General features: G+C 64.0%; 15 protein-coding genes and 1 pseudogene. 12 read left to right on the forward strand and 4 right to left on the reverse strand.

What is annotated here, in order from left to right; translation table 11 throughout:
- Positions 1-15 precede the first annotated feature (15 nt).
- Positions 16-795, forward strand: coding sequence for an exodeoxyribonuclease III (gene xth / locus AC1KVG_RS08630; protein WP_481094125.1), 780 nt, complete (start codon positions 16-18; stop codon positions 793-795).
- On the forward strand, positions 792-1229 hold the full coding sequence (locus AC1KVG_RS08635; RefSeq protein ID WP_481094126.1) for a GFA family protein: 438 nt from the start codon (positions 792-794) through the stop codon (positions 1227-1229). Before xth ends, AC1KVG_RS08635 begins: the two co-directional genes overlap by 4 nt.
- Positions 1230-1298: 69 nt before the next feature.
- On the opposite strand, the gene AC1KVG_RS08640 is transcribed toward AC1KVG_RS08635, so the two are convergent.
- Positions 1299-1550 (reverse strand): GlsB/YeaQ/YmgE family stress response membrane protein, encoded by a 252-nt coding sequence (locus AC1KVG_RS08640; protein WP_043889923.1) that lies wholly within the window; start codon positions 1548-1550, stop codon positions 1299-1301.
- Positions 1551-1676: 126 nt separating this feature from the next.
- Here AC1KVG_RS08640 and AC1KVG_RS08645 point away from each other — a divergent pair, with 126 nt between their 5' ends.
- A complete protein-coding gene (locus AC1KVG_RS08645; protein WP_481094127.1) occupies positions 1677-2273 on the forward strand; it encodes a 4'-phosphopantetheinyl transferase family protein in 597 nt (198 codons plus the stop codon).
- Between the two features lie 132 nt (positions 2274-2405).
- Here the strand turns inward: AC1KVG_RS08645 and AC1KVG_RS08650 are convergent, their stop codons facing one another.
- Positions 2406-3983, reverse strand: a complete 1578-nt coding sequence (locus AC1KVG_RS08650; RefSeq protein WP_481094128.1) for an alkaline phosphatase D family protein — start codon at positions 3981-3983, stop codon at positions 2406-2408.
- A 133-nt stretch (positions 3984-4116) separates the two neighbouring features.
- A complete protein-coding gene (locus AC1KVG_RS08655; protein WP_139145260.1) occupies positions 4117-4311 on the reverse strand; it encodes a hypothetical protein in 195 nt (64 codons plus the stop codon).
- Between the two features lie 51 nt (positions 4312-4362).
- Between AC1KVG_RS08655 and AC1KVG_RS08660 the strand changes: the two genes are divergently transcribed.
- The 4 genes and pseudogenes from AC1KVG_RS08660 to AC1KVG_RS08675 all read left to right on the forward strand — a co-directional run.
- Positions 4363-9720 (forward strand): wall-associated protein, encoded by a 5358-nt coding sequence (locus AC1KVG_RS08660; RefSeq protein WP_481094129.1) that lies wholly within the window; start codon positions 4363-4365, stop codon positions 9718-9720.
- A gap of 10 nt (positions 9721-9730) precedes the next feature.
- On the forward strand, positions 9731-10678 hold the full coding sequence (locus AC1KVG_RS08665; protein ID WP_481094130.1) for an RHS repeat-associated core domain-containing protein: 948 nt from the start codon (positions 9731-9733) through the stop codon (positions 10676-10678).
- Positions 10675-10971 carry a hypothetical protein gene (locus AC1KVG_RS08670; RefSeq protein WP_481094131.1) on the forward strand — a complete coding sequence of 99 codons (297 nt, stop codon included), beginning with the start codon at positions 10675-10677 and terminating at the stop codon, positions 10969-10971. Before AC1KVG_RS08665 ends, AC1KVG_RS08670 begins: the two co-directional genes overlap by 4 nt.
- Before the next feature lie 81 nt (positions 10972-11052).
- Positions 11053-11197, forward strand: a pseudogene (locus AC1KVG_RS08675) (IS5/IS1182 family transposase); the annotation flags it as partial.
- A 116-nt stretch (positions 11198-11313) separates the two neighbouring features.
- Here AC1KVG_RS08675 and AC1KVG_RS08680 read toward each other — a convergent pair.
- The gene (locus tag AC1KVG_RS08680) at positions 11314-12942 is read right to left on the reverse strand and encodes an alkaline phosphatase D family protein (protein ID WP_481094132.1); all 1629 of its coding nucleotides are present in this window, start codon (positions 12940-12942) and stop codon (positions 11314-11316) included.
- Between the two features lie 344 nt (positions 12943-13286).
- Between AC1KVG_RS08680 and rsmG the strand changes: the two genes are divergently transcribed.
- The 5 genes from rsmG to AC1KVG_RS08705 all read left to right on the forward strand — a co-directional run bounded on the left by rsmG (position 13287) and on the right by AC1KVG_RS08705 (position 19734).
- Positions 13287-13928: a 16S rRNA (guanine(527)-N(7))-methyltransferase RsmG gene (rsmG, locus tag AC1KVG_RS08685; RefSeq protein ID WP_481094133.1), complete on the forward strand. Its 642-nt coding sequence runs from the start codon at positions 13287-13289 to the stop codon at positions 13926-13928.
- Between the two features lie 225 nt (positions 13929-14153).
- A complete protein-coding gene (locus tag AC1KVG_RS08690) occupies positions 14154-15980 on the forward strand; it encodes a DUF885 domain-containing protein (protein ID WP_481094134.1) in 1827 nt (608 codons plus the stop codon).
- 550 nt (positions 15981-16530) lie between these two features.
- Positions 16531-16914, forward strand: coding sequence for a hypothetical protein (locus AC1KVG_RS08695; protein ID WP_023905633.1), 384 nt, complete (start codon positions 16531-16533; stop codon positions 16912-16914).
- Positions 16915-16969: 55 nt separating this feature from the next.
- Positions 16970-18241: a TolC family protein gene (locus AC1KVG_RS08700; protein WP_481094135.1), complete on the forward strand. Its 1272-nt coding sequence runs from the start codon at positions 16970-16972 to the stop codon at positions 18239-18241.
- Between the two features lie 221 nt (positions 18242-18462).
- Entirely contained in the window at positions 18463-19734 is a 1272-nt protein-coding gene (locus AC1KVG_RS08705; RefSeq protein ID WP_481094136.1) for a permuted SH3 domain-containing protein, read from the forward strand.
- Positions 19735-19905 lie beyond the last annotated feature (171 nt).

The raw sequence follows: 19905 nt of genomic DNA on the forward strand, positions 1-19905 counted from the left end.
ACCACGGTCCGCGCCATGAAGATTGCCTCCTGGAACGTCAACTCGCTCAACGTGCGCCTGCCGCATCTGCAACAGTGGTTGGGCACGTTTGCGCCCGACGTGGTCGGCATCCAGGAAACCAAGCTGGAAGACCATAAATTTCCGGATGCGGCGCTGGCGGCGGCCGGTTATCGCAGCGTGTTCTGCGGGCAGAAGACCTACAACGGGGTGGCGATCCTGTCGCGCTCGCCGGCGCTGGATGTGCAGATGGTCATCCCCGGCTTCGACGACGTGCAGCAGCGCGTCATCGCCGCCACCGTCGATGGCGTGCGCATCGTCAATCTGTATGTGGTCAACGGCCAGGACGTGGACACCGACAAGTACGCCTACAAGCTGCGCTGGCTCGCCGCGGTGCATGACTGGCTGGCGCAGGAATTGCAGAAGTACCCGCAGCTGGTGGTGCTGGGGGACTTCAATATCGCCCCGGATGCACGCGACGTGCACGACCCGTCGGTGTGGAACGAGCACCACATCCTCACCTCCACCGCCGAGCGTGCGGCGCTGGAAAAACTGCTCGCGCTGGGCCTGCACGATGCGTTCCGTCTGCATCACGACGATGCCGAGCAATTCAGCTGGTGGGATTACCGCCAGGCCGGCTTCCGTCGCAATCTCGGTTTGCGCATCGATCTGACCCTGGTGTCGGATGCGCTACGCGCACGCGCGGTGGAATCGGGTATCGACCGCGAACCGCGCACCTGGGAGCGCCCCAGCGATCACGCACCGGCGTGGGTGCGGCTGGCAGAGGCCAGCGCATGAGCGAGCGCACGCTGCGGCGCAGCACCCACAAGGTCGGCGAGGTCACGCTCGGGCCGGTGCATCGACTGAGTTGCCATTGCGGCGCGGTGCAGATCGATCTGGATCTACCGCATGGCCTGCTCGATCCACGCCGCTGCGATTGCTCGATGTGCCGCCGCCGCGGCGCCATCGTCGCCTCGGTCACGCTCGATGGTTTGCATGTGCTGCAGGGCGAAGACGTGCTGCGGCTGTATCAGTTCAACACGCACGCGGCTGCGCATTATTTCTGCAGTGTGTGCGGCATCTATACGCACCATCGGCGGCGTTCCAATCCCAACGAATACGGCTACAACGTCGGTTGCCTGGAAGGCGTCAATCCCTATGCGTTGAACATCGCCGTGCCGGTGGAAGATGGGGTTCACCATCCGTCCGATCGCGTGCCGGCAAGCGGTTGATGTCACCGGCGGCTGAAACGACAACGCCCGGGCAAGCCCGGGCGTTGTTTCAATCACACTGCGCTTCAATCAACGCACACGGCCACGCGTAAACAGATTGACGATCGCCAGCAGGATCACCGCACCCAGCAGCGACCAGACGAAGGTCCACAACGTGATGGCTTGATTGATGCCGCCACCGAACAGGAAACCTGCGATCAACGCACCGACGATGCCGACCACAATGTTGAGGATGATGCCCTGCTGTGCGTCGCGACGCATGATGATGCTGGCCAGCCAACCCACGATGCCGCCGACGATCAACCAGATGATGATGCCCATGTTGCCGATCTCCTTGTACGCGTGCACCGGAAGTGGTGCATGGCCGCCATTCAACGCAGCCGGGCGTGAAGTACCTGTCGAGCGCGATACCTCGCGCTGCCGAGTGTTCGGTTTGGTGGACGCAGCGTGACAGCGCACGCGAGCTGGCGGCATGGCCCGGTGCAGCTGTGGCTGCGCCCGCATCGGCACGGCGAACGCGGCGAGCCGCAGGCGCGGCAGTTGCTGGGCCTGGCACTGGGCATCGACCCTGAAAACGTGCCTTTGCAGCGCGATGCACGCGGGCGTCCATCGCTGCAGCCGGCCTTGCCCAACCGGGATACCGGCTGGAGCCATAGCGGCGAGTACCTGCTGGTCGGCCTGGGCGAAGGCGTGCGGCTGGGCGTGGATCTGGAGCGCATTCGCGCACGCCCACGCCTGCTGGACATCGCGCAACGCTTCTTCCATCCCGACGAAATCGCACTGTTGACTGCGCAGGAGCCGGACGCGCAACACGCACTGTTTTTCCGCCTGTGGTGCGCCAAGGAAGCGCTACTCAAGGCCTACGGGCATGGCCTGTCGTTCGGTCTGCATCGGCTTGCGTACGCACTGGCGCCCGACGGTGCATTGCACTTGCAGTGGTGCGACCCCGAACTCGGCCGGGCCGCACACTGGCAACTGCACGAATGGTGGGCCGCCCCGGACTGCCGCGCGGCGCTGGCGTTCTATCCGTTGGCCACCGACTGAAAGCGGCGATTGACCTCGCGGCTGTGTCGCCAGCAGCGGGCATCGGCACAACCTGAGAGATGCTGCAGCGTTTCTGCGACCTTGCATGCCGCACCAGCGCGCCCCGCTGGCAAGCGCGGGCAATGCGTTTGCCTACGTCGCACCATGCCCATGCGGCAAGATCGGTTGGCGAAACTGCGCCACGCCGTCCAGATCGCGCAGCGTCACCGTCATCACGCCGGTGTGTGCGTCGATCTCCACTTCGCCAAAGAATTGAAATCCGGCCAGCGGCGACATGTTCGGTGCAGGTGGTGCTTTTTGAAAGATCACCGTCGGGCCGAAGGTGGCATCCAGCGCATTCGGGCCGAAACTGCCGGCATTGAGCGGGCCGGCGACGAATTCCCAGAACGGCTCGAACTGCTGAAACGCCGCTTTATCGGGATGGTAGTAATGCGCCGCGCAGTAGTGCACATCGGCGGTCAGCCACACCGTGTTGCGGATGCGCGCTGCGCTGATGAAACGCAGCAGCGCGGCGATCTCCTGTTCGCGGCCACGCGGCACGCCCGGGTCGCCATTGGCGATCGCTTCCCAACGTGCACGCCCTGCGGCGTCCTGCCCATCGGGCACCTGCAGGCCGATCGGCATGTCGGCGGCAATCACCTTCCATTGCGCGCGTGAGCCGGCCAGTTCGCGCTGCAGCCACGCCAGTTGTTGCGTGCCGAGAAATGCAGCGTCCGCGCCGGGCTGCGGCTGCAGGTTGTCGCTGTTGGCGCCGCGGTAGCTGCGCATGTCCAGCACGAACACATCCAGCAGCGGGCCATAACCGATCTTGCGATAGATGCGCCCGTCGCCATCGGCACGCACGCCGCGCATCGGTGCGTATTCCAGAAATGCCTGACGCGCACGGCCGGCCAGCACATCGATATCGCGCACCTGATAGCGCTCGTCCATCTGCTTGCCGGGCGACCAGTTGTTGGTGGTTTCGTGATCGTCCCACTGCCAGATTTGCGCGACCTCGGCATTGAAGCGACGGACGTTTTCATCGAGCAGGTTGTAACGGTAATTGCCGCGAAATTCGTCCAGCGTTTCGGCCACCTTGCTCTTGGCCGTGGTGGTGAGATTGCGCCAGCGCTTGCCCTCTTCGACGATCAGTTCGGCCGGGATCGGGCCGTCGGCATAGATGGTGTCGCCGCTATGCAGGAAAAAGTCCGGATTGCGTTCGCGCATCGCGCTGTAGATGCGCATGCCACCGATGTCCGGATTGATGCCGAAACCCTGGCCCACGGTGTCGCCGCTCCACACAAAGCGCACATCTCCCCGCGCGTGCGGCGCACTGCGCAGATGGCCGTGCACCGGCGCGCTCAACACACTGCTGTCGGCGTCTTCGAAGCGCACCCGGTAGAAGATGTCCTGGTCGCGTGGCAATGCGCCCAGGTCCACCCGCGTAGTGAAGTCGTGCGCCGGCAACGCCACCGGCCCATCCACGCGACGCGCCTGCCGCAGGCTTGGGCGCGTATCCCATTCCACCCGCAGCCGCGCCGGCCGATCGCAGCGACTCCACAGCATTGCGCGGCCGTCCAGCACATCGCCGCTCTGCACCCCGTCGGTGATCATCGGCCGCCCGGAGGGCGCGGCCAGACTGCGCGTGGACCAAGCAGCAGTGGCAGGCAACAACAGGCCGGCGCCTAAACCTTGCAACACGCGGCGGCGGGCGGGATCGGAAGCGGTCATGGGATGTCCTTGACGAGTTAGGTCCGGCATCCAGATCTAGCGCATGAGTCTTACCGGCGCGTGTCTGGCGCGACGATAGCTAGGCGAATCTTTCAGGCATAGCAACGCGATTGGAGCATTTCGAATTCACCCCTCAGCGCTGCGTTGCTGGCAATGAAGTGGTGAGCGCTTGAGGTGCCGCTACATGGGCGTCTTTCGCTTTTTCAATGTGCATTGGGTTTTGAATTTTCTTGACGGTGTTCCCGTTGCGGAACAGACTCGTCTGAGGCACCAAGGACAGGTCATCGCGCGAAGCGCCAGCTGGTTCACTGGCTGGGATGGCGGTCATGAGTGGATATTCACTACAGCGCAGAGGTCAGGGATGAGCAGGAAGCCAGGCGTGTCTGATGATAAGTGCGGCCAATTTTGGAGAATTCTTCGGACTTGCGGTGCTGCACGCCTGTTTGCGGGGAATTTCGCAAGAGCCGGGGTGACGATTTTCTCGCTCGCGTGCTGTCCTTCGATACTGCATGCAGAGATTCCAAGTTGGCATGAGGAATATGGCAACCGGCTGAAATATGCGGAACTGGTCGAGCCGCTCAAGGGCGATATCTTTGGCGAATCGGTCAATCTTTATGACGGGTCGGTGTCCTTCTCTGCCACCGAGCTGTCGTTGACGGGAAATAACGGCTTACCGGTGTCCATCGGACGCAGGCTTGACCCGAGCAATCCCAAAAACAATCTTGCGTTTGGCGACTGGGAGCTGGATATCCCTTCGCTTTCAGGCGTTTTTGGAGACGATGCGGCCACGGCAGCTGCCGGCAGTTGGGCGCCTGCGCAGCGCTGTGACAGTGTGAGCGGACCACCGATTGTCACGGTCCGAAATGTTCGCGGAACCCTCGATATTGATTTTGCCGATTTCGAGTATTGGGACGGCAACTGGCTGTCGTTGCCCGGAGGTGGAGGCGGCGAACTGCTTGGTGCATCAGGAGACGCGCGCGAGGTCAGGCCGACGTTTACCGAGGCTGTGCGCTGGAATACCAAGGACGGCTGGTTCTTCTCGTGCCTGGGTGCCTTGAAGAGCGGACAGGCAGGGCAGGGCTTCGTGGGGCATGCGCCCGACGGTAGCAAGTATTACTTCGACTGGATGGTGGTACGCGACCATAACGACCAGGCACATAAGCAAACCCTTGGGGCAGATACGCATGCGGTGCTTCGCCGCAACAAGGTATTTCTGTATCCGAGCCAGGTCGTCGACCGCTTCGGCAACTGGGTTCGCTATGAATGGAGTGGCGCGCAGCTGCAGCGTATCCATGCCAACGATGGACGTAGCATTGTGCTCGGCTACGACAACGCGGGGCGTGTCGCCAGTATGACCAGCGGTACGCGCCAGTGGAGCTACCAGTACGACAGCACTACCTCCCGGCTGATCTCGGTCACTTTGCCGGATGGAACAGCGTGGGGCTATGCGATCGCGCCACCGGCATTGCTATACAAGCAGCAGCAAACTCAGGACGAGCCGGAGTCCAATTATCGGGTACGCATGGATCTGTGCGCCAAAATGGGGATCCTCCTCGACAACGAAGCGATCTATACCGTCAAACACCCTTCTGGAGCAGTCGCAACGTTTAGCCTGCGCCCGATCCGACATGGTCGGATGGGTGTGCGTTTCGATTGTCAGGAAAACGGGGAAAGCGCCACGCTGGAGGATGGATGGAACCAGACGCCGCTGTATCGCGACGCCTACACTCTCAAATCCAAGACCATTAGCGGCCCTGCGCTGCCGACTGCTCAATGGCAGTACGACTATCTCAATTTAGGTGGGCGCTACGATCGTGACGTCACGGTGGATAGCTGGCCGCTGTATCCGGCAGGCAGCGCAGAACACAAATTCACAGTGGAAACCGGACCCGACGGCACGGTCAAGCGTTACGAGTTCGGCAAGGAAGTCCGCTACAACGATGGTCGGTTGCTGGGCGTAGTGACCACGCGCAACGATGTCAATGTCAAGGTGGAGACCACCAGTTACGTTGCAGAGTCGCAGCTTGCAGACGCACCGTTTCCGGCATTGGCTGGTACCAGTTATGTTTATGGCAGTGACGAGATCATGTCGCATGGCAACCGGCCCGTGCAGAGCACCAGCACAACCCAGGATGGTGTGCAGTTTGTCCGTCAGATTACAGCTTTCGATGCTTTTGCCCGCGAGAGATCTGCAGTGGAGTCGAACTCTGCCGGCCAGAGCAGAACTACCTCCAAGGCCTACTACGACGACGCTGGATTGTGGTTGTTGGGACAGGACCAGCAAGAGACCGTCGGCGATATCCAGCGCAGCCGCGCCGAGTTTGATACTGCAAGTGGGTTGCCCGTGCGTTTCTATGCGTTTGGGCGGCTTGCCCAGAGTGTGGGCTACGCCGCTGATGGAACGGTCGCCAGCGTCAGCGATGGGCGTGGCAATACAACCCTGCTTAGTGGTTGGAAGTTCGGTGTACCGCAGCAAATCAAGTTTCCCGGCACTGCTGAAGCGCCCAATGGCGCGACGCGAGCGGTGGTGATCGACGACAACGGATGGATTACCGCACTTACCGATGAGAACGGGTTCACTACCAACTATACCTATGACGGTATGGGGAGATTGGCGTCGATCCAATATCCGCAAGGCGACAGCACGGCATGGAATGCAGTGAGCTTTGCGCTGCAACGCATGGAGGCAGCCAATCTCGGCCTGCCTGCCGGGCATTGGCTGCACAGCCGCACGCAGGGCGGGCACACAACCCAGACCTATCTGGATGCGTTATTTCGCCCCGTAATGGCTGCGGAGGTGGCACAAGGGCAGACCGATAGCGCCGTGGTCACTCGCTATGACGTCACTGGCCAGAAGGCGTTTACCTCGTATCCGTCGCGTGCAGTGAACGACGTCAACCAGGCACTCTCAGGCACTTCCTATACATACGATGCGCTTGGGCGTCCGATCAGCATGACGCAGGCATCGGAACTCTGGCCGCTCGTTACCACGACCGAGTACATCGGCGATCTCAGCGTCCGCGTGACCAATCCGCGAGGTCTTTCCACCACGACCCGGCATCTTGCCTATACCGGGCCGGAGTACGAGATGCCGCTGACGATTTCCCAACCCGAAGACGTGATTACCGAGATCCAGCGCGATGCGCTCGGAACTCCACTCTCGATCAACCGACGTAACGGGGATGGCAGCCAGCAGCTGGCCCGTCGCTATGTCTACGATGGGTATCGCCAGCTGTGCAAGACCATCGAGCCGGAATCCGGCGCCACCGTGCAGGACTACGATGCAGCCGGCAATCTTGCCTGGTCTGCATCGGGCACCGCCCTGACCAGCGCGACCCAGTGCGATACCGAAGCGGCGCAAGCGAGTGGGCGTGTCGTGGTGCGCAACTACGATGCGCGCAATCGCTTGTTTCAACTGCGCTTTCCTGATGGTCGGGGAGATCAGGATTGGTCCTACACCCCAGACGGCCTGCCTGCCTCCATCAGCACGTCCAATACCAGCGACGCGTTGCCGGTGATCAACAGCTACCAGTACAACCGCCGACGCCTGCTGGTTCAGGAGTCTCAGCAGCACGCCGAACTTGGGCTCAGGAGCATGAGCTATGCCTACGATGCGAATGGCGCGCTGTCGGGCCATACCTACCCGAGTGGGCGTGTTGTGGACTATGCGCCGGATGCATTGGGCCGCCCGACCCGTGCCGGCAACTTTGCCAGCGAGGTGACCTACTACGCCAACGGCGGCATGTCGCGGTTCGTCTACGGCAATGGCGTGGTGCATACATTGGGACAGAACGTGCGTGGTCTCCCCGATCGCAGTACCGATCTGGCTGGTGGCACTGCGGTGCTCGACGATGGCTATGACTATGATGCGGTGGGTAATGTGATGGCCATCAGCGATGGCGTAACGGGCGGCAACACCAGCCGCGACATGACCTACGACGGCCTGGATCGGTTGAAAACCGTAACCTCTGCTGCTTTTGGTGACGCCAGCTACAACTACGACGCCTTGGACAACCTGCAGGCGGCCAAAGTGGGAACGCGTGATCGCATGCATGTTTACGATGGCAACAATCGCCTGACCAACGTGGTCGATGCCGTCGGCGGAGCGACGCTGGTCGGATTGAGCTACGACGTGCAGGGCAATTTGAACAATCGCAACGGCGTGACCTACGATTTCGACTACGGTAACCGCCTGCGTCAGGTCGGTGCAGTGGAGGCCTATCAATACGATGCGCAGGGAAGACGTATCCGCGCTCAGGCCTCCGCCAGCGGCGCGATCTACTCGTTCTACGACAATGCCGGTGTCCTGCGGCAGCAGCGCAATGAGCGCACCGGTAAGGACGTGGATTACATCCAGCTCAACGGCAGCCTGGTGGCGCAGGTGTCGGGCAGCGTGACCCCGAATGTTCCGGCATTGAGCGGCCCGGGTTACGTCAATCAGGGCGACTACGCGTTGACCTGGAACGCAGTGGGCGCGGCAACCCGTTACGAACTGGAGGAAGCGGCCAGCGGCGGAAGCTGGACAGGCATCTACAACGCAAGCGCGCTGACGTTCACCGTCACCGGGAAATCGACTGGCAGCTTCCAGTATCGCGTCCGTGCATGCCGCGACAGCTGTGGAGGCTGGAGCAACATCGCCACAGTGGCGATCGAGCTGCCACCGTCGACCGTGCCCGACCTGTCGGTGCCTCAGTTTGGCGACAACGGCAATTACAGCATCGCCTGGTCCGCCGCTTCGGGTGCAACCGGGTATGAGCTGGAAGAGAGCGTTGCCGATGGTGCCTGGAGCCAAAGCTACACCGGTGCAGAGTTGTCCAGGGCTTTTGCAGCACGCGTGGCGGGGATTTACGGCTATCGGGTACGCGCCTGCAATCCCATCGGCTGTACGTCCTATTCCGCCAGCGCCAGTGTCAATGTGGTGTACCCGCCCGACAGTGCGCCCGCAACGAGTGCTCCTGCACGTGCCACCCAGAGCGGTTTTGCCGTCAGCTGGTCGGCTGTAGGCGCGGCCTCTCACTATGTGCTGCAGGAAAGTGCCAATGGTGGAGCGTGGTCCACGCTGCAGGAGGGCCCCCAACAGGCCTTCGAGAGCGGTGCCCGCACTGCCGGCGATTACGGCTACCGGGTGGCAGCCTGCAATCGTGCCGGGTGCGGTAACTGGTCCGGCACTGTCACGGTGCAGGTTGTCGCCCCGCCCACCCTGGAGCCCGCACTGTCGGCCCCCTCGCTGGTGCCGGGTAACGCGTACACGGTGAGTTGGAGCACTCCATCCGGCAGCGAGAGCTTCCAGCTGGAAGAGGACAGCAATGGCGCAGGATGGGTGCAGGTGTATGCGGGCGCTGCCACCAGCTTTGACACCAGCAAAGGCAAGGGCAACTACGGCTACCGCGCCAGGGCCTGCAACATTGCCGGCTGTGGACCGACCTCGGGCATTGTCACGGTGACGGTCTCTCCGCCACCGGCGACGCCGGCCATGCAGACAGCGAACTGGCTGAGTACGCGCACCGCGCCGGTGCAGGTCTGGTGCGAAGCCGGTTGGTCTGCGGTCGCCGATGCAGTGGAGTACCAATTGCAGAGCAGTGGCGGCAATGCGCTTTACACCGGCCCCAACACCTATGTCAGTGCAAACGGCAATGCCTACTGCGCCTACGAGTACACGGTGCGCGCCTGCAATGCCGGTGGTTGTTCGGCATGGTCGAGCCCACCGTTTCCGGTGACCCAGGGCGAGATGGAATGAGGATGCCAGGATGCTGAAGAGAATCACGCGTCGTGCGGCGCTGCTGTTGGCATTGGCCTGGCCGGCTGCAGGTCTTGCCGAAACGGTGGAGTACATCCACACCGATGCCTTGGGCTCACCGGTGGCGATCACCGATGCCGCAGGCAATGTGATCGAGCGGACGGTGTATGAGCCGTATGGCGGCATGGTCAATAAGGCCGCGGTGGATGGGCCGGGATTTACCGGACATGTGGCTGACTCGGCGACCGGGCTGAGTTATATGCAGCAGCGGTATTACGATCCCGAAACTGGAGTCTTCTACGGTGTTGATCCAGTAACTGCGTTAAGCGATCCGCTCGCTCAGTTCAATCGTTATCGATACGCAAACAGCAGCCCGTACAAGTTCTTTGATCCCGATGGGCGGGTGGGTTGTACTGGAACGCGGATTCAGAGTGTTTGCGATCAGGGCGGTATCGCAGGACTACAGACCTCGGCTAGGTCATTTGCATCTGTGCTTGGGCAACGAGCCAAGACGCCATCGAGTCAAGCCAGACTTATCGAAAGCGTTGGCGGTAATGCTGCGACATTGGAGGAGGCACGGGAGACGCACGAGGGTTTCGTTACTGCAGCCATTGGAGTTATCGCTGGTGGTGGCCTTGGGGGCAATACTGCGGCACGGGGAACAACTACACTATACCGAGCGGTGAGCGAGGCTGAAGCTGCTTCGATTGGTGCAACCGGTAGATTTACAGCGGGACCTAACTCTTTAGGAGGTAAGTGGTTCGCAGAGACATTGGAAAACGCAAAGCGATGGGGTGATCTCTTAAATGGCAAGGGAACTAGTAAACTATTGGAAGTGAAGCTTCCCAAATCCGCTGGAGATCAGCTTATGCGTATGGAAAGACTAGATGGTATCGGACCAGCTCGATACGGGGAGCTGAATCAACTTGAGCAAGCAGTCATTAGAGAGCTGCCATGACCCGTATATACCCAGTGCTGGTTCATTGGTCCGATGAAAAGCGTAAAGCGCTACCAACGTCCAGGCAGTACGTCACCGTAGCGCGATTTCCTGGAAATAATTTATCTTGGCTATCTGACGCATGGACTGTTGTGCTGGATATTAATGGAGACGTAGATGCCCAGCCATGTGAAGCTGATGCGCGATTTCTTTCGCCCCATGCGCCTGAAGAGAAATTGCGCCCCGGTGTTCGATTCGAGTTGCTAGAAGGAAATCGGATAACCGCGATTGTTGATGTCCTAGAAGTCACTTAGGGAAGGTCCGATCAAATCAGCCTGATGAGCAAAGCAGCCTGACCTGCCACAATCGACAAATGAACCGAGCAGACGATCTCGATGCAGCTGACCTTTGGCGAGGCGGAGTACAACGGCAAGCGCAAGCGGACACGGCGCGATATGTTTTGTCGGAGATGGATCAGGCGGTGCCGTGGAGGGACCTGCTGGGGTGATCGAGCCGCACTATCCGAAGTGGGGGCAACCGTATTTGCAATGCGTTGTTCAGCGCTTCCCTGGAGGTGTTGTTTTTCCAGGGGCGAGTTCGAAAGGCATGGATCAATCCTGGCCCATAATCTTGTCGATGCAGATATTTATAGTTGATCACGCCTCCACTGCCCCCGCTTTGCCGTCTTCGACCACGAAGCGCTTCAACGTCGAGACCGTGGCCTGGCGGTCGCGGCGGTCGGAGATGCCTTGCAGGCGCGTTTCCATCCGCCCCGGCGTCAGCGTCACCGAGACATAGCCGCGGGTTTCGCCTTCGGCGTAGTGCACATGCGGATTGAGCGCCATGGTGGCTTGCAGCTCGGTGTTGCTCTGGCCGTCGGAGGTGATCGAGGTGCCGACGAATTCGGTGGCCAGCGTGGGCGAATCCGGGTCGGCCGGATCGGCCTTCAAGTCGGTGACCCAGTACGAGTGGATGTCGCCGCCCCAGAACACCGGGTTGCGTAGCCGGGTCTTGGCGATTGCGTCGAGCATGCGGGTGCGCGTGGCCGGGTAGCCGTCCCAGCCGTCGGTCCACTGCCCGAATACGCCGTCTCGACCGTGTTGGTTCATCGGTGCCACCAGCAGATCCTGCGCGATCACGTTCCAGCGCGCGGGCGATTGTGCGAAGGCGCCATGCAGCCAGCGCTCCTGTTCCCAGCCGAGCATGGTGCGGCGTGGGTCGGTGCGTTCGCGGCAACTGTCGTCCACCACATGGCCGCCGCGCCAGCCGTTGGCCTGCGGGCAGGGTTGTTCGCTGCGGTACTGGCGGCCATCGAGCACGTAGAAGCGTGCCAGCTGGCCGTAGTCCAGCGATCGGTAGATGCGCATGTCGGCGCCATGTGGGCGATTGCGCGCGCGCAGCGGGAAGTGCTCGTAAAAGGCGCGATACGCGGCCGCGCGCCGGGCCAGGAAGGTGTCGACCGGAATCGACGGATCCTGCGACCAGCGATTGGCGTAATCGTTCTGCACCTCGTGGTCGTCCCAGGTCGCCACGCAGGCGCTGCCGGCGTGCAGGGCCTGCAGGTCGGGATCGGTGCGGTACAGCGCATAGCGGTTGCGGTAGCCGGCCAGATCCAGGCATTCGCCGCTGCCGTGCGGGCGCACGATCTTGTTCGCTGCCTCGCCGTGGTTGCTGTATTCGTAGATGTAATCGCCGAGGAAGAACACCAGGTCCGGCTGCTCGGCAGCCAGATGGCGGTAGGCGCTGAAATAGCCCAGCTCCCAGTGCGAGCAGGACACAAAGCCCAGCCGCGCCGCATCCGGCAACTGATGCGGCGCCGGCAAGGTGCGTGCGCTGCCGATAGGGCTGCGCGCGCCCAGCGCCTGGAAGCAGTACCAGTACGGGCGATCGGCGGCCAGGCCGGCGACCTCCACATGCACCGCATGGCCCCAGGCCGGGCTGGCGACGGTCTCGCCCTGGCGCACGATGCTGCGCATACCCGGATCGCTGGCCACCTGCCAGCGCACACGCACCGGTGCGGTCAGCCCGCCGCGTCCATCCGGGTCCAGCGGGCGCGGTGCCAGCCGGGTCCAGATGACAAAGCCGTCGGCCAGCGGGTCGCCGGCGGCCACGCCCAGGGTGAACGGTTCCGGGCTGCCGCTTGCGCGCGCGAACGGGCTGAGCAGTCCGGCAGTCGCCAGCCCGGCGCCGCCGATGAGAATGCGCCGGCGGCTGTGATCCACCGGGGGTGTCGTGTTGTCGGAACCGGACAGGGGCGATACGGAAGACGGGTCGATCAAGGACATGGGCACAAAGGCGATCTAGCGGACGCGACCATAGTGCGACGGGCGGATGTCCGTTCAATGGCAGCGGCAGCTGTGTCGCTGGCGACGCAGATAGCGCGATCTTCGAAAGACGCTGCGGCGGTGAGGCGGCAGGTGTCGCACCGGTCGGTGATGCTTGCCAGCCAGCCAGCCAGCCAGCCAGCCAGCCAGCCAACCCAGCAATCCAGCAATCCAGCAATCCAACGATCCAACGATCCAACGATCAGGCAACGTCACTAAAGGTGGGTGTGGTCGGTCTGGAACGCCGCATGTGCTGTCCACCGCACCCACGCACCTGCACGCCACCCAGCTGCGATAATCGCGCCATGAACGATGCCGCACTTCCCCCCGATGTAGCCGCCGCGCTGGCCAACGGCCTGCAGGCCCAATCCCTGGATGCGGCGTTTGCCGCGCCGCTGTTGCGTTACCTGACGCTGCTGGTGCGTTGGAACAAGACCTACAACCTCACCGCCGTGCGCGACCCGCGCGCGATGGTCACCCGCCATCTGCTCGATTCGCTGGCCATGCAGCCGTACATCGCCAGCGGCACCCTGGCCGATCTGGGCACCGGCCCCGGCCTGCCCGGCATCCCGCTGGCGATCACCCGCCCGCAGCTGCAGGTGACGCTGGTGGAAAGCAACGGCAAAAAAGCGCGCTTCATGCGCGAGGCCTTGCGTCACCTGGCGCTGGGCAATGCGCGCGTGGCCGAGTCGCGCGCCGAGGCGCTGGACGAGCCGGCCGCCTACGACCACCTCACCGCACGGGCGCTGGACACGTTGGCGGGTATCATCGACGTCGGAGGTCACCTGCTGCGCCCTGGCGGCAGCCTGCTGGCGATGAAGGGCATCTACCCGCATGAGGAGATCGCCGCACTTCCCGCCGGCTGGAGCGTAGCTGACGTGCATCCGCTGCAGGTGCCCGGCCTGGATGGCGAGCGGCATCTGGTCGTGGTGCGCAAGACGGGCTGAAGCGGCGGCCTGCCTGCCCCGGCCGCGTGCATCGGGAGAGCTAAAAAGCCACGGCGCCTGGTCGCTTCTCCCGCCTGCAGGGAAAGGGACCCGACGTGGCGGGGCGCGCGACCGGCCATAGCCCTCACCTAATCCCCAATCCCCACGCTGGGACTTCCGGCCCATGGCAACGAGCGCCTGCGCTGCCATCATTGCGCGTTCGATCCAGACGCAGGCCGCCCGCACGTGACATCTCCTCTCGCCGCCGCACTCTCGCTCGCCCTGCTGGGCGCAAGCTTCGCCGCCACCTCGGCGCAGGCCGCCGCACCGGCACCGGTGGCACCGCCTGCCACGCTGACTGCCGAGCGCCCCGCCGATGCGCGCTTCCGCGCCATCTACGAAAAAGAGTGGGCATGGCGCCAGGCCGAGACCGGCCAGGCCGACGAAGACAGCGACACCACCGGCGACAATACGCATTTGCCCGATGTCGGCCCGGCGGCGCAGCAGGCGCGCCTGGCGGTGTGGGACGGCGTGCTCAAGCAGCTCGACGGCGTCGACCCGAAACAACTCTCGCCCGCCAACCAGGTCAACTACGCCATCTACCCTCCGCAGGTGGAAAACCTCGCCGCCGAGGTGCGCCTGCGCCTGTACGAGATGCCGTTCAATTCGGACAGCTCGTTCTGGTCCAACCTGGGCTTCATGGCGCAGCGGCCGATGAAAACTGCGGCCGAGTACCGCGCCTATATCGCGCGCCTCAACGATGTGCCGCGCTACTTCGACCAGCAGACCGCCAACATGCGCGCCGGCCTGGCACGCGGTTTCAGCGTGCCGCGCGCGGTGCTGGATGGCCGCGATGTCTCCATCGCCACCGTCGCCGAGGTCAAGGACCCCACCGAGTCGACGTTCTACGCACCGTTCAAGCAGCTGCCGGCGCAGATCCCGGCCGCCGAACAGGCGCAACTGCGCGAACAGGCCAAGGCCGCGCTGAGCACGGCGGTGCTGCCGGCCTACGCCAAGCTGCTGAGCTTCTTCCGCAACGACTACATGCCCAAGGCGCGCACCACGCTGGCGGCCGAAGCGTTGCCCGACGGCAAGGCGTTCTATCGCCAGCAGATCCGCGAATACACCACGCTGGAGCTGACCCCGGAGCAGATCCACCAGATTGGCCTGGACGAGGTGGCGCGCATCCAGGCGCAGATGGACGCGATCATCAGGCAGGTCGGTTTCAAGGGCAGCTTTGCGCAGTTCCTGGCCTTCCTGCGCACCGACCCGCAGTTCTACGCCAAGACCCCGCAGGAGTTGCTCGATCGCGCCGCGTGGATCTCCAAGCGCGTGGACGGGCAGGTCGGCAAGTTTATCGGCACGCTGCCGCGCGGGCGCTTCACCATCAAGCCGGTGCCGGACGATATCGCGCCGTTCTGGACTGCCGGGCGCGGTGGCGCCACTACGTACTGGGTCAACACCTACAACCTGCCATCGCGGCCGCTGTACAACCTGCCGGCGCTGACCCTGCACGAGTCCTCGCCCGGTCATTCGCTGCAGGGCTCGCTGGCACTGGAGCAGGGCGACCAGCCGGCGTTCCGCCGCGAAAACTACATCTCCGCCTATGGCGAAGGCTGGGCGCTGTACACCGAAAAGCTCGGCCAGGAGATGGGCATCTACGAGACCCCGTACGAAGAATTCGGCCGGCTCACCTACGAAATGTGGCGCGCCTGCCGGCTGGTGATCGACACCGGCGTGCACCACGACGGCTGGAGCCGCGTGCAGGCGCTGGCCTATCTGCGCGACCGCACCGCGCTGAGCGAGCACGAGGTCACCACCGAGGTGGACCGCTACATCTCCTGGCCGGGCCAGGCGCTGAGCTACAAGCTGGGCGAGATCACCATCGTCAAGCTGCGTGGCGAGGCCGAACAGGCGCTGGGCGATCGCTTCGACATCAAGGCCTTCCACGACGCGGTGCTGAAGCAGGGCTCGGTGACCTTGCCGGTGTTGGAGCAGCAGGTGCGGGCGTTTATCGCCGACAGCAAGGCGCGCCCGGCTGACGCCAAGCGGGCCCGAAACGCGGCGCTGTGATGCCCTGGGGGAGTGGCTGACAGGACCACTGTAGAGCGGCTGGTCTGTGGTTTGGCTGCAGGGCCCTTGCCCGCCCACCATCGCGGGACACGCTGCAAGTACGTCCATGTAAGCTCTTACGCGGCATCCATGCCGCGTAAGGTCCCGCGAGCGGTGAGGGCACCGCGCACTTGAGTTCTTTGCGTTTACTGCAGGGCCCTTGCCCGCCCACCATCGCGGGACACGCCGCAAGTACGTCCATGTAGGCTCTTACGCGGCATCCATGCCGCGTAAGGTCCCGCGACGGTGGGCGAGCAAGGACCAGTCGCGATGGTCGGTGTTCATGGCTTTCAACAAAGCCACCGACTAACTCTCTGGTGCGGTGTTCTCGCCGATTGCGGGACCGTGTGGCGGCATGGATGCCGCCACCGAGCCTCCAGGGATGGATTCACGGCGTGTCCCGCAAGCGGCGAGGGCACCGCGCCCTCGACTCACTAAGCTTTTGACCTGAGCTTCCGACTAAACCGTGCATGCGATTGTGTAACTACCCCGGCCCCGATACGCTGCGCCCATGTTGCTTCGCCGCGCCCGCCTGTTGCACCCGTTGCTGCGCCTGATGGCGTTGGCGGTGTTGGTCATGGGCGTGTTGGTCGCACCGGTGGCCTGCGCGCTGGGCGATGTGCATGCGCTGGCGCACGACCAGATGCATCTGGAAGACACCGCGCCGCACGGCCATGACGGTGCCGACGAAGGCGATGCCGGCGAGCGCGATGGTGCCGGCCTGATGCACGCCTTGATGCACAGCGGCTACTGCCACGGCCAGAATCCGGCGGTGTTGCCGGCGCTGGCCTGGCTGCCGCTGTCCACGCATACGCAGGCCCAGCCTGTGGCCGTCTTCGCGCACTACCGCTCGCAACTGAGCGAGACCGGATTGCGTCCTCCGATCGCGGCTTGATGCATCGCCGGCAGCTGCCGGCCTGTCCATCGATCCCGATTCCGGAGACACCCTCATGTGGTTGCGACTGACGGCACTTGCCGTCTTCGCGGTCGTGCCGTGCGCCATGGCGCAGGACGTACCGCCCAAACTCGTGCTGACCCTGGACGACGCCATTGCGCGCGTCGCCCGGCAGCACCCCGATCTGCGCCTGGCCGATGGTCAGCGCGCGGTCCTCACCGCCGAAGCCGAGCGCGACGCATTGCGCCCGCCGTTGCGTATCGGCGCCGAACTGGAAAACGTGTTCGGCACCGGCCCGACCCGCGCGCTGGACCAGGCCGAACTCACCGTCACCCTGGCCGGCGTGCTGGAACGCGGCGGCAAGCTCGACGCGCGCCGCACGCTGGCCCAGGCACGCATCGACGCGCTGGCGCCGCAGCGGGCGCTGGCACGACTGGACGTGCTGGCCGAAGTGGCCCGGCGTTATCTGGCCATCGGCATGGCCGCGCAGCGGCATGCGGTTGCGCTGGAAACGCTTGCCCAGCGCCAGCGCACCGTCAGTGCCGCGCGACAACGGCTGCAGGCCGGCGCCTCACCTGAATCGGTCGTGCTGACCGCGCAGGCCTTGCAGGCGCGCGCGGAACTGGAGCGCGACCGCGCACAGCAGGAGCTGCTGGCCGCACGCCGCCAGCTGGCAGTGTTGTGGGGGCAGCGCACGCCGGACTTTGGCGATGTCACCGGCGACCCGCTGCAGTTGCCGGCCATTCCCGAGTTCGAGGTGTTGGCGCAGCTGCTCGATGCCACGCCCGAACTGGCGCGCTTGAACGGCGAGCAGCGCGTGCGCGAGGCGCGGGTGCGGCTGGCACGCAGCCAGGCGCGCCCGGACCTGGACTGGCAGGTGGGCGTGCGCCGGCTCGAGGGCAACGATGCCACCGCGCTGCTCGGCAGCGTCTCGCTGGCCCTGGGCAGCGCCGCGCGCGCGCAACCGGAGATCCGCGCCGCCGAGGCGGAGCTGTCGCTTCTGGACATCGAGCGGCATTCGCAGGCCTTGGTGCTGTACACCACGCTGGCCGATGCGCATGGCCGCTACCGCGCCGCACAGCTGGAAGTGACGCGGATGCGCAGCAATGTGCTGCCCGCGCTTGCGCGTGCCGATGCCGCTGCCGAGCGTGCGTATCGCGCCGGTGCCACCAGTTATCTGGACTGGGCGCAACTGCAGGCGCAGCGCAGCGATGCACGCCAGCAGCAACTGGCCGCGGCACTGGAAGCGCAGACCGCGTTGATCGAGATTCAGCGCCTGACCGGGCAGCCGTTTGTGCTCGACAGTGCTACGCAGGTGGGGCCATGAGCGCTACGTCCGCTGCGTATTTTCGCCCTGAATGCACGCGTCCGCCTGGATCTGCTGCGCCGGTATCGGTATCGGCATTCGCAGCCGCGTTCGCAACCGCATCGGCATCCAGTAGTCGCCAAGCGATGCTCGCGCCTACCGCGCCTACCGCGGATCCAGCACAGACCTTCTTCGTTCGTTCGCACGACGCACTGCGCCGGCGCCAACCAGGACCAATTCCGATGAAACGTTTTTTGATTGCGCTGCTTGTGCTGGCGCTGCTGCTGAGCGGCTGCGGCGGCAACAGCGGCAACAGCGAAGAAGCCCATGACCACGCAACGCCCGGTGCCGAGGGTGAAGCCGATGCCCATGGCGAAGAAGCCGAAAAAGGCGCACACGGCGGGCGCCTGCTCGAACAGGACGGCGACAGCGTGGAGCTGGCCATTGCAGAAGACGGCACGCCACCCACGTACCAAGCCTGGCTCTATCGCGACGGCAAACCGTTGCCGCCCAGCGCCGGCAATGTGGAGGTGCGCTTGACCCGGCTCGGCGGCGTCAACGAAGTGCATCGATTGCGCGCGCGCGACGATGGCAGCCTGTTGGCCGACAGCACGGTCGGCGAGCCGCATTCGTTCGATGTGGAGGTGCGCGCCACCGTGCAGGGCAAGTCGCATCGCTGGGCGTATCCCAGCTACGAAGGCCGCACCACCATCGCGGCGAAGATCGCGCAGGACGCCGGCATTCGTGTTGCGCCCGTTGGCCCCGGCAGCATTGCCGACCAGCACGAAGTGCAAGGCCTGCTGACGCCGGCAGAAGGTGCGCAGGCGCAGGCCACCGCGCGCTTTCCCGGTCCGGTGCGCAGCTTGCGCGTCAATGTCGGCGACCAGGTGCGCGCCGGTCAGGTGCTGGCCACGGTGGAGAGCAATCTGAGTCTGACTACCTACTCGGTCAGCGCACCGATCAGCGGCACCGTGTTGGCCCGCAACGCCAGCCTGGGCAGCAATGCGGGCGAAGGCCAGGTGTTGTTCGAGATCGCCGACCTGTCGAGCTTGTGGGTGGATCTGCACATCTTCGGTGCCGATGCGGGGCACATCACCGCCGGCGCACCGGTGACGGTGACGCGCATCAGCGATGGCGTGGTGGCGCAGACCACGTTGGAGCGCGTGTTGCCGGGTACGGCCACGGCGAGTCAGAGCACGGTGGCGCGCGCGGTGTTGCGCAACAACGATGGTCTGTGGCGGCCGGGCTCAGCGGTGAAGGCGCGGGTGACGGTGGCGCAGCAGCCAGCGGCGATGGTGGTGCCGGTGGGGGCATTGCAGCAGTTCCGCGACTGGGAGGTGGTGTTCGTGCGGGTGGGCGATGTCTACGAGGTGCGGCCGGTGAAACTGGGCGCGCGCGATGCACAGCAGGTGGAGGTGGTGTCGGGTTTGGCGGCGGGTGACGCGGTGGTGGTGGAGCAGAGTTATCTGGTCAAAGCGGATATCGAGAAGTCGGGGGCGTCGCATGATCATTGATCGCTGCGTTTCCGGTTTGCTTTTTCCTCGACCGCACGCACGTGCGTGCGAACAGCGCTTCCATGCTTCAGTGACACGTTTTTTCAGTCATCGACGCGGTCGCAGCGCAGGCACGCACGCACTGATCGGTGTGGCTGCGCACGCAGTTGCGCAGAGTGTGCGCGGAGGTGC

The organism is Xanthomonas sp. NCPPB 3959 (assembly GCF_056675575.1).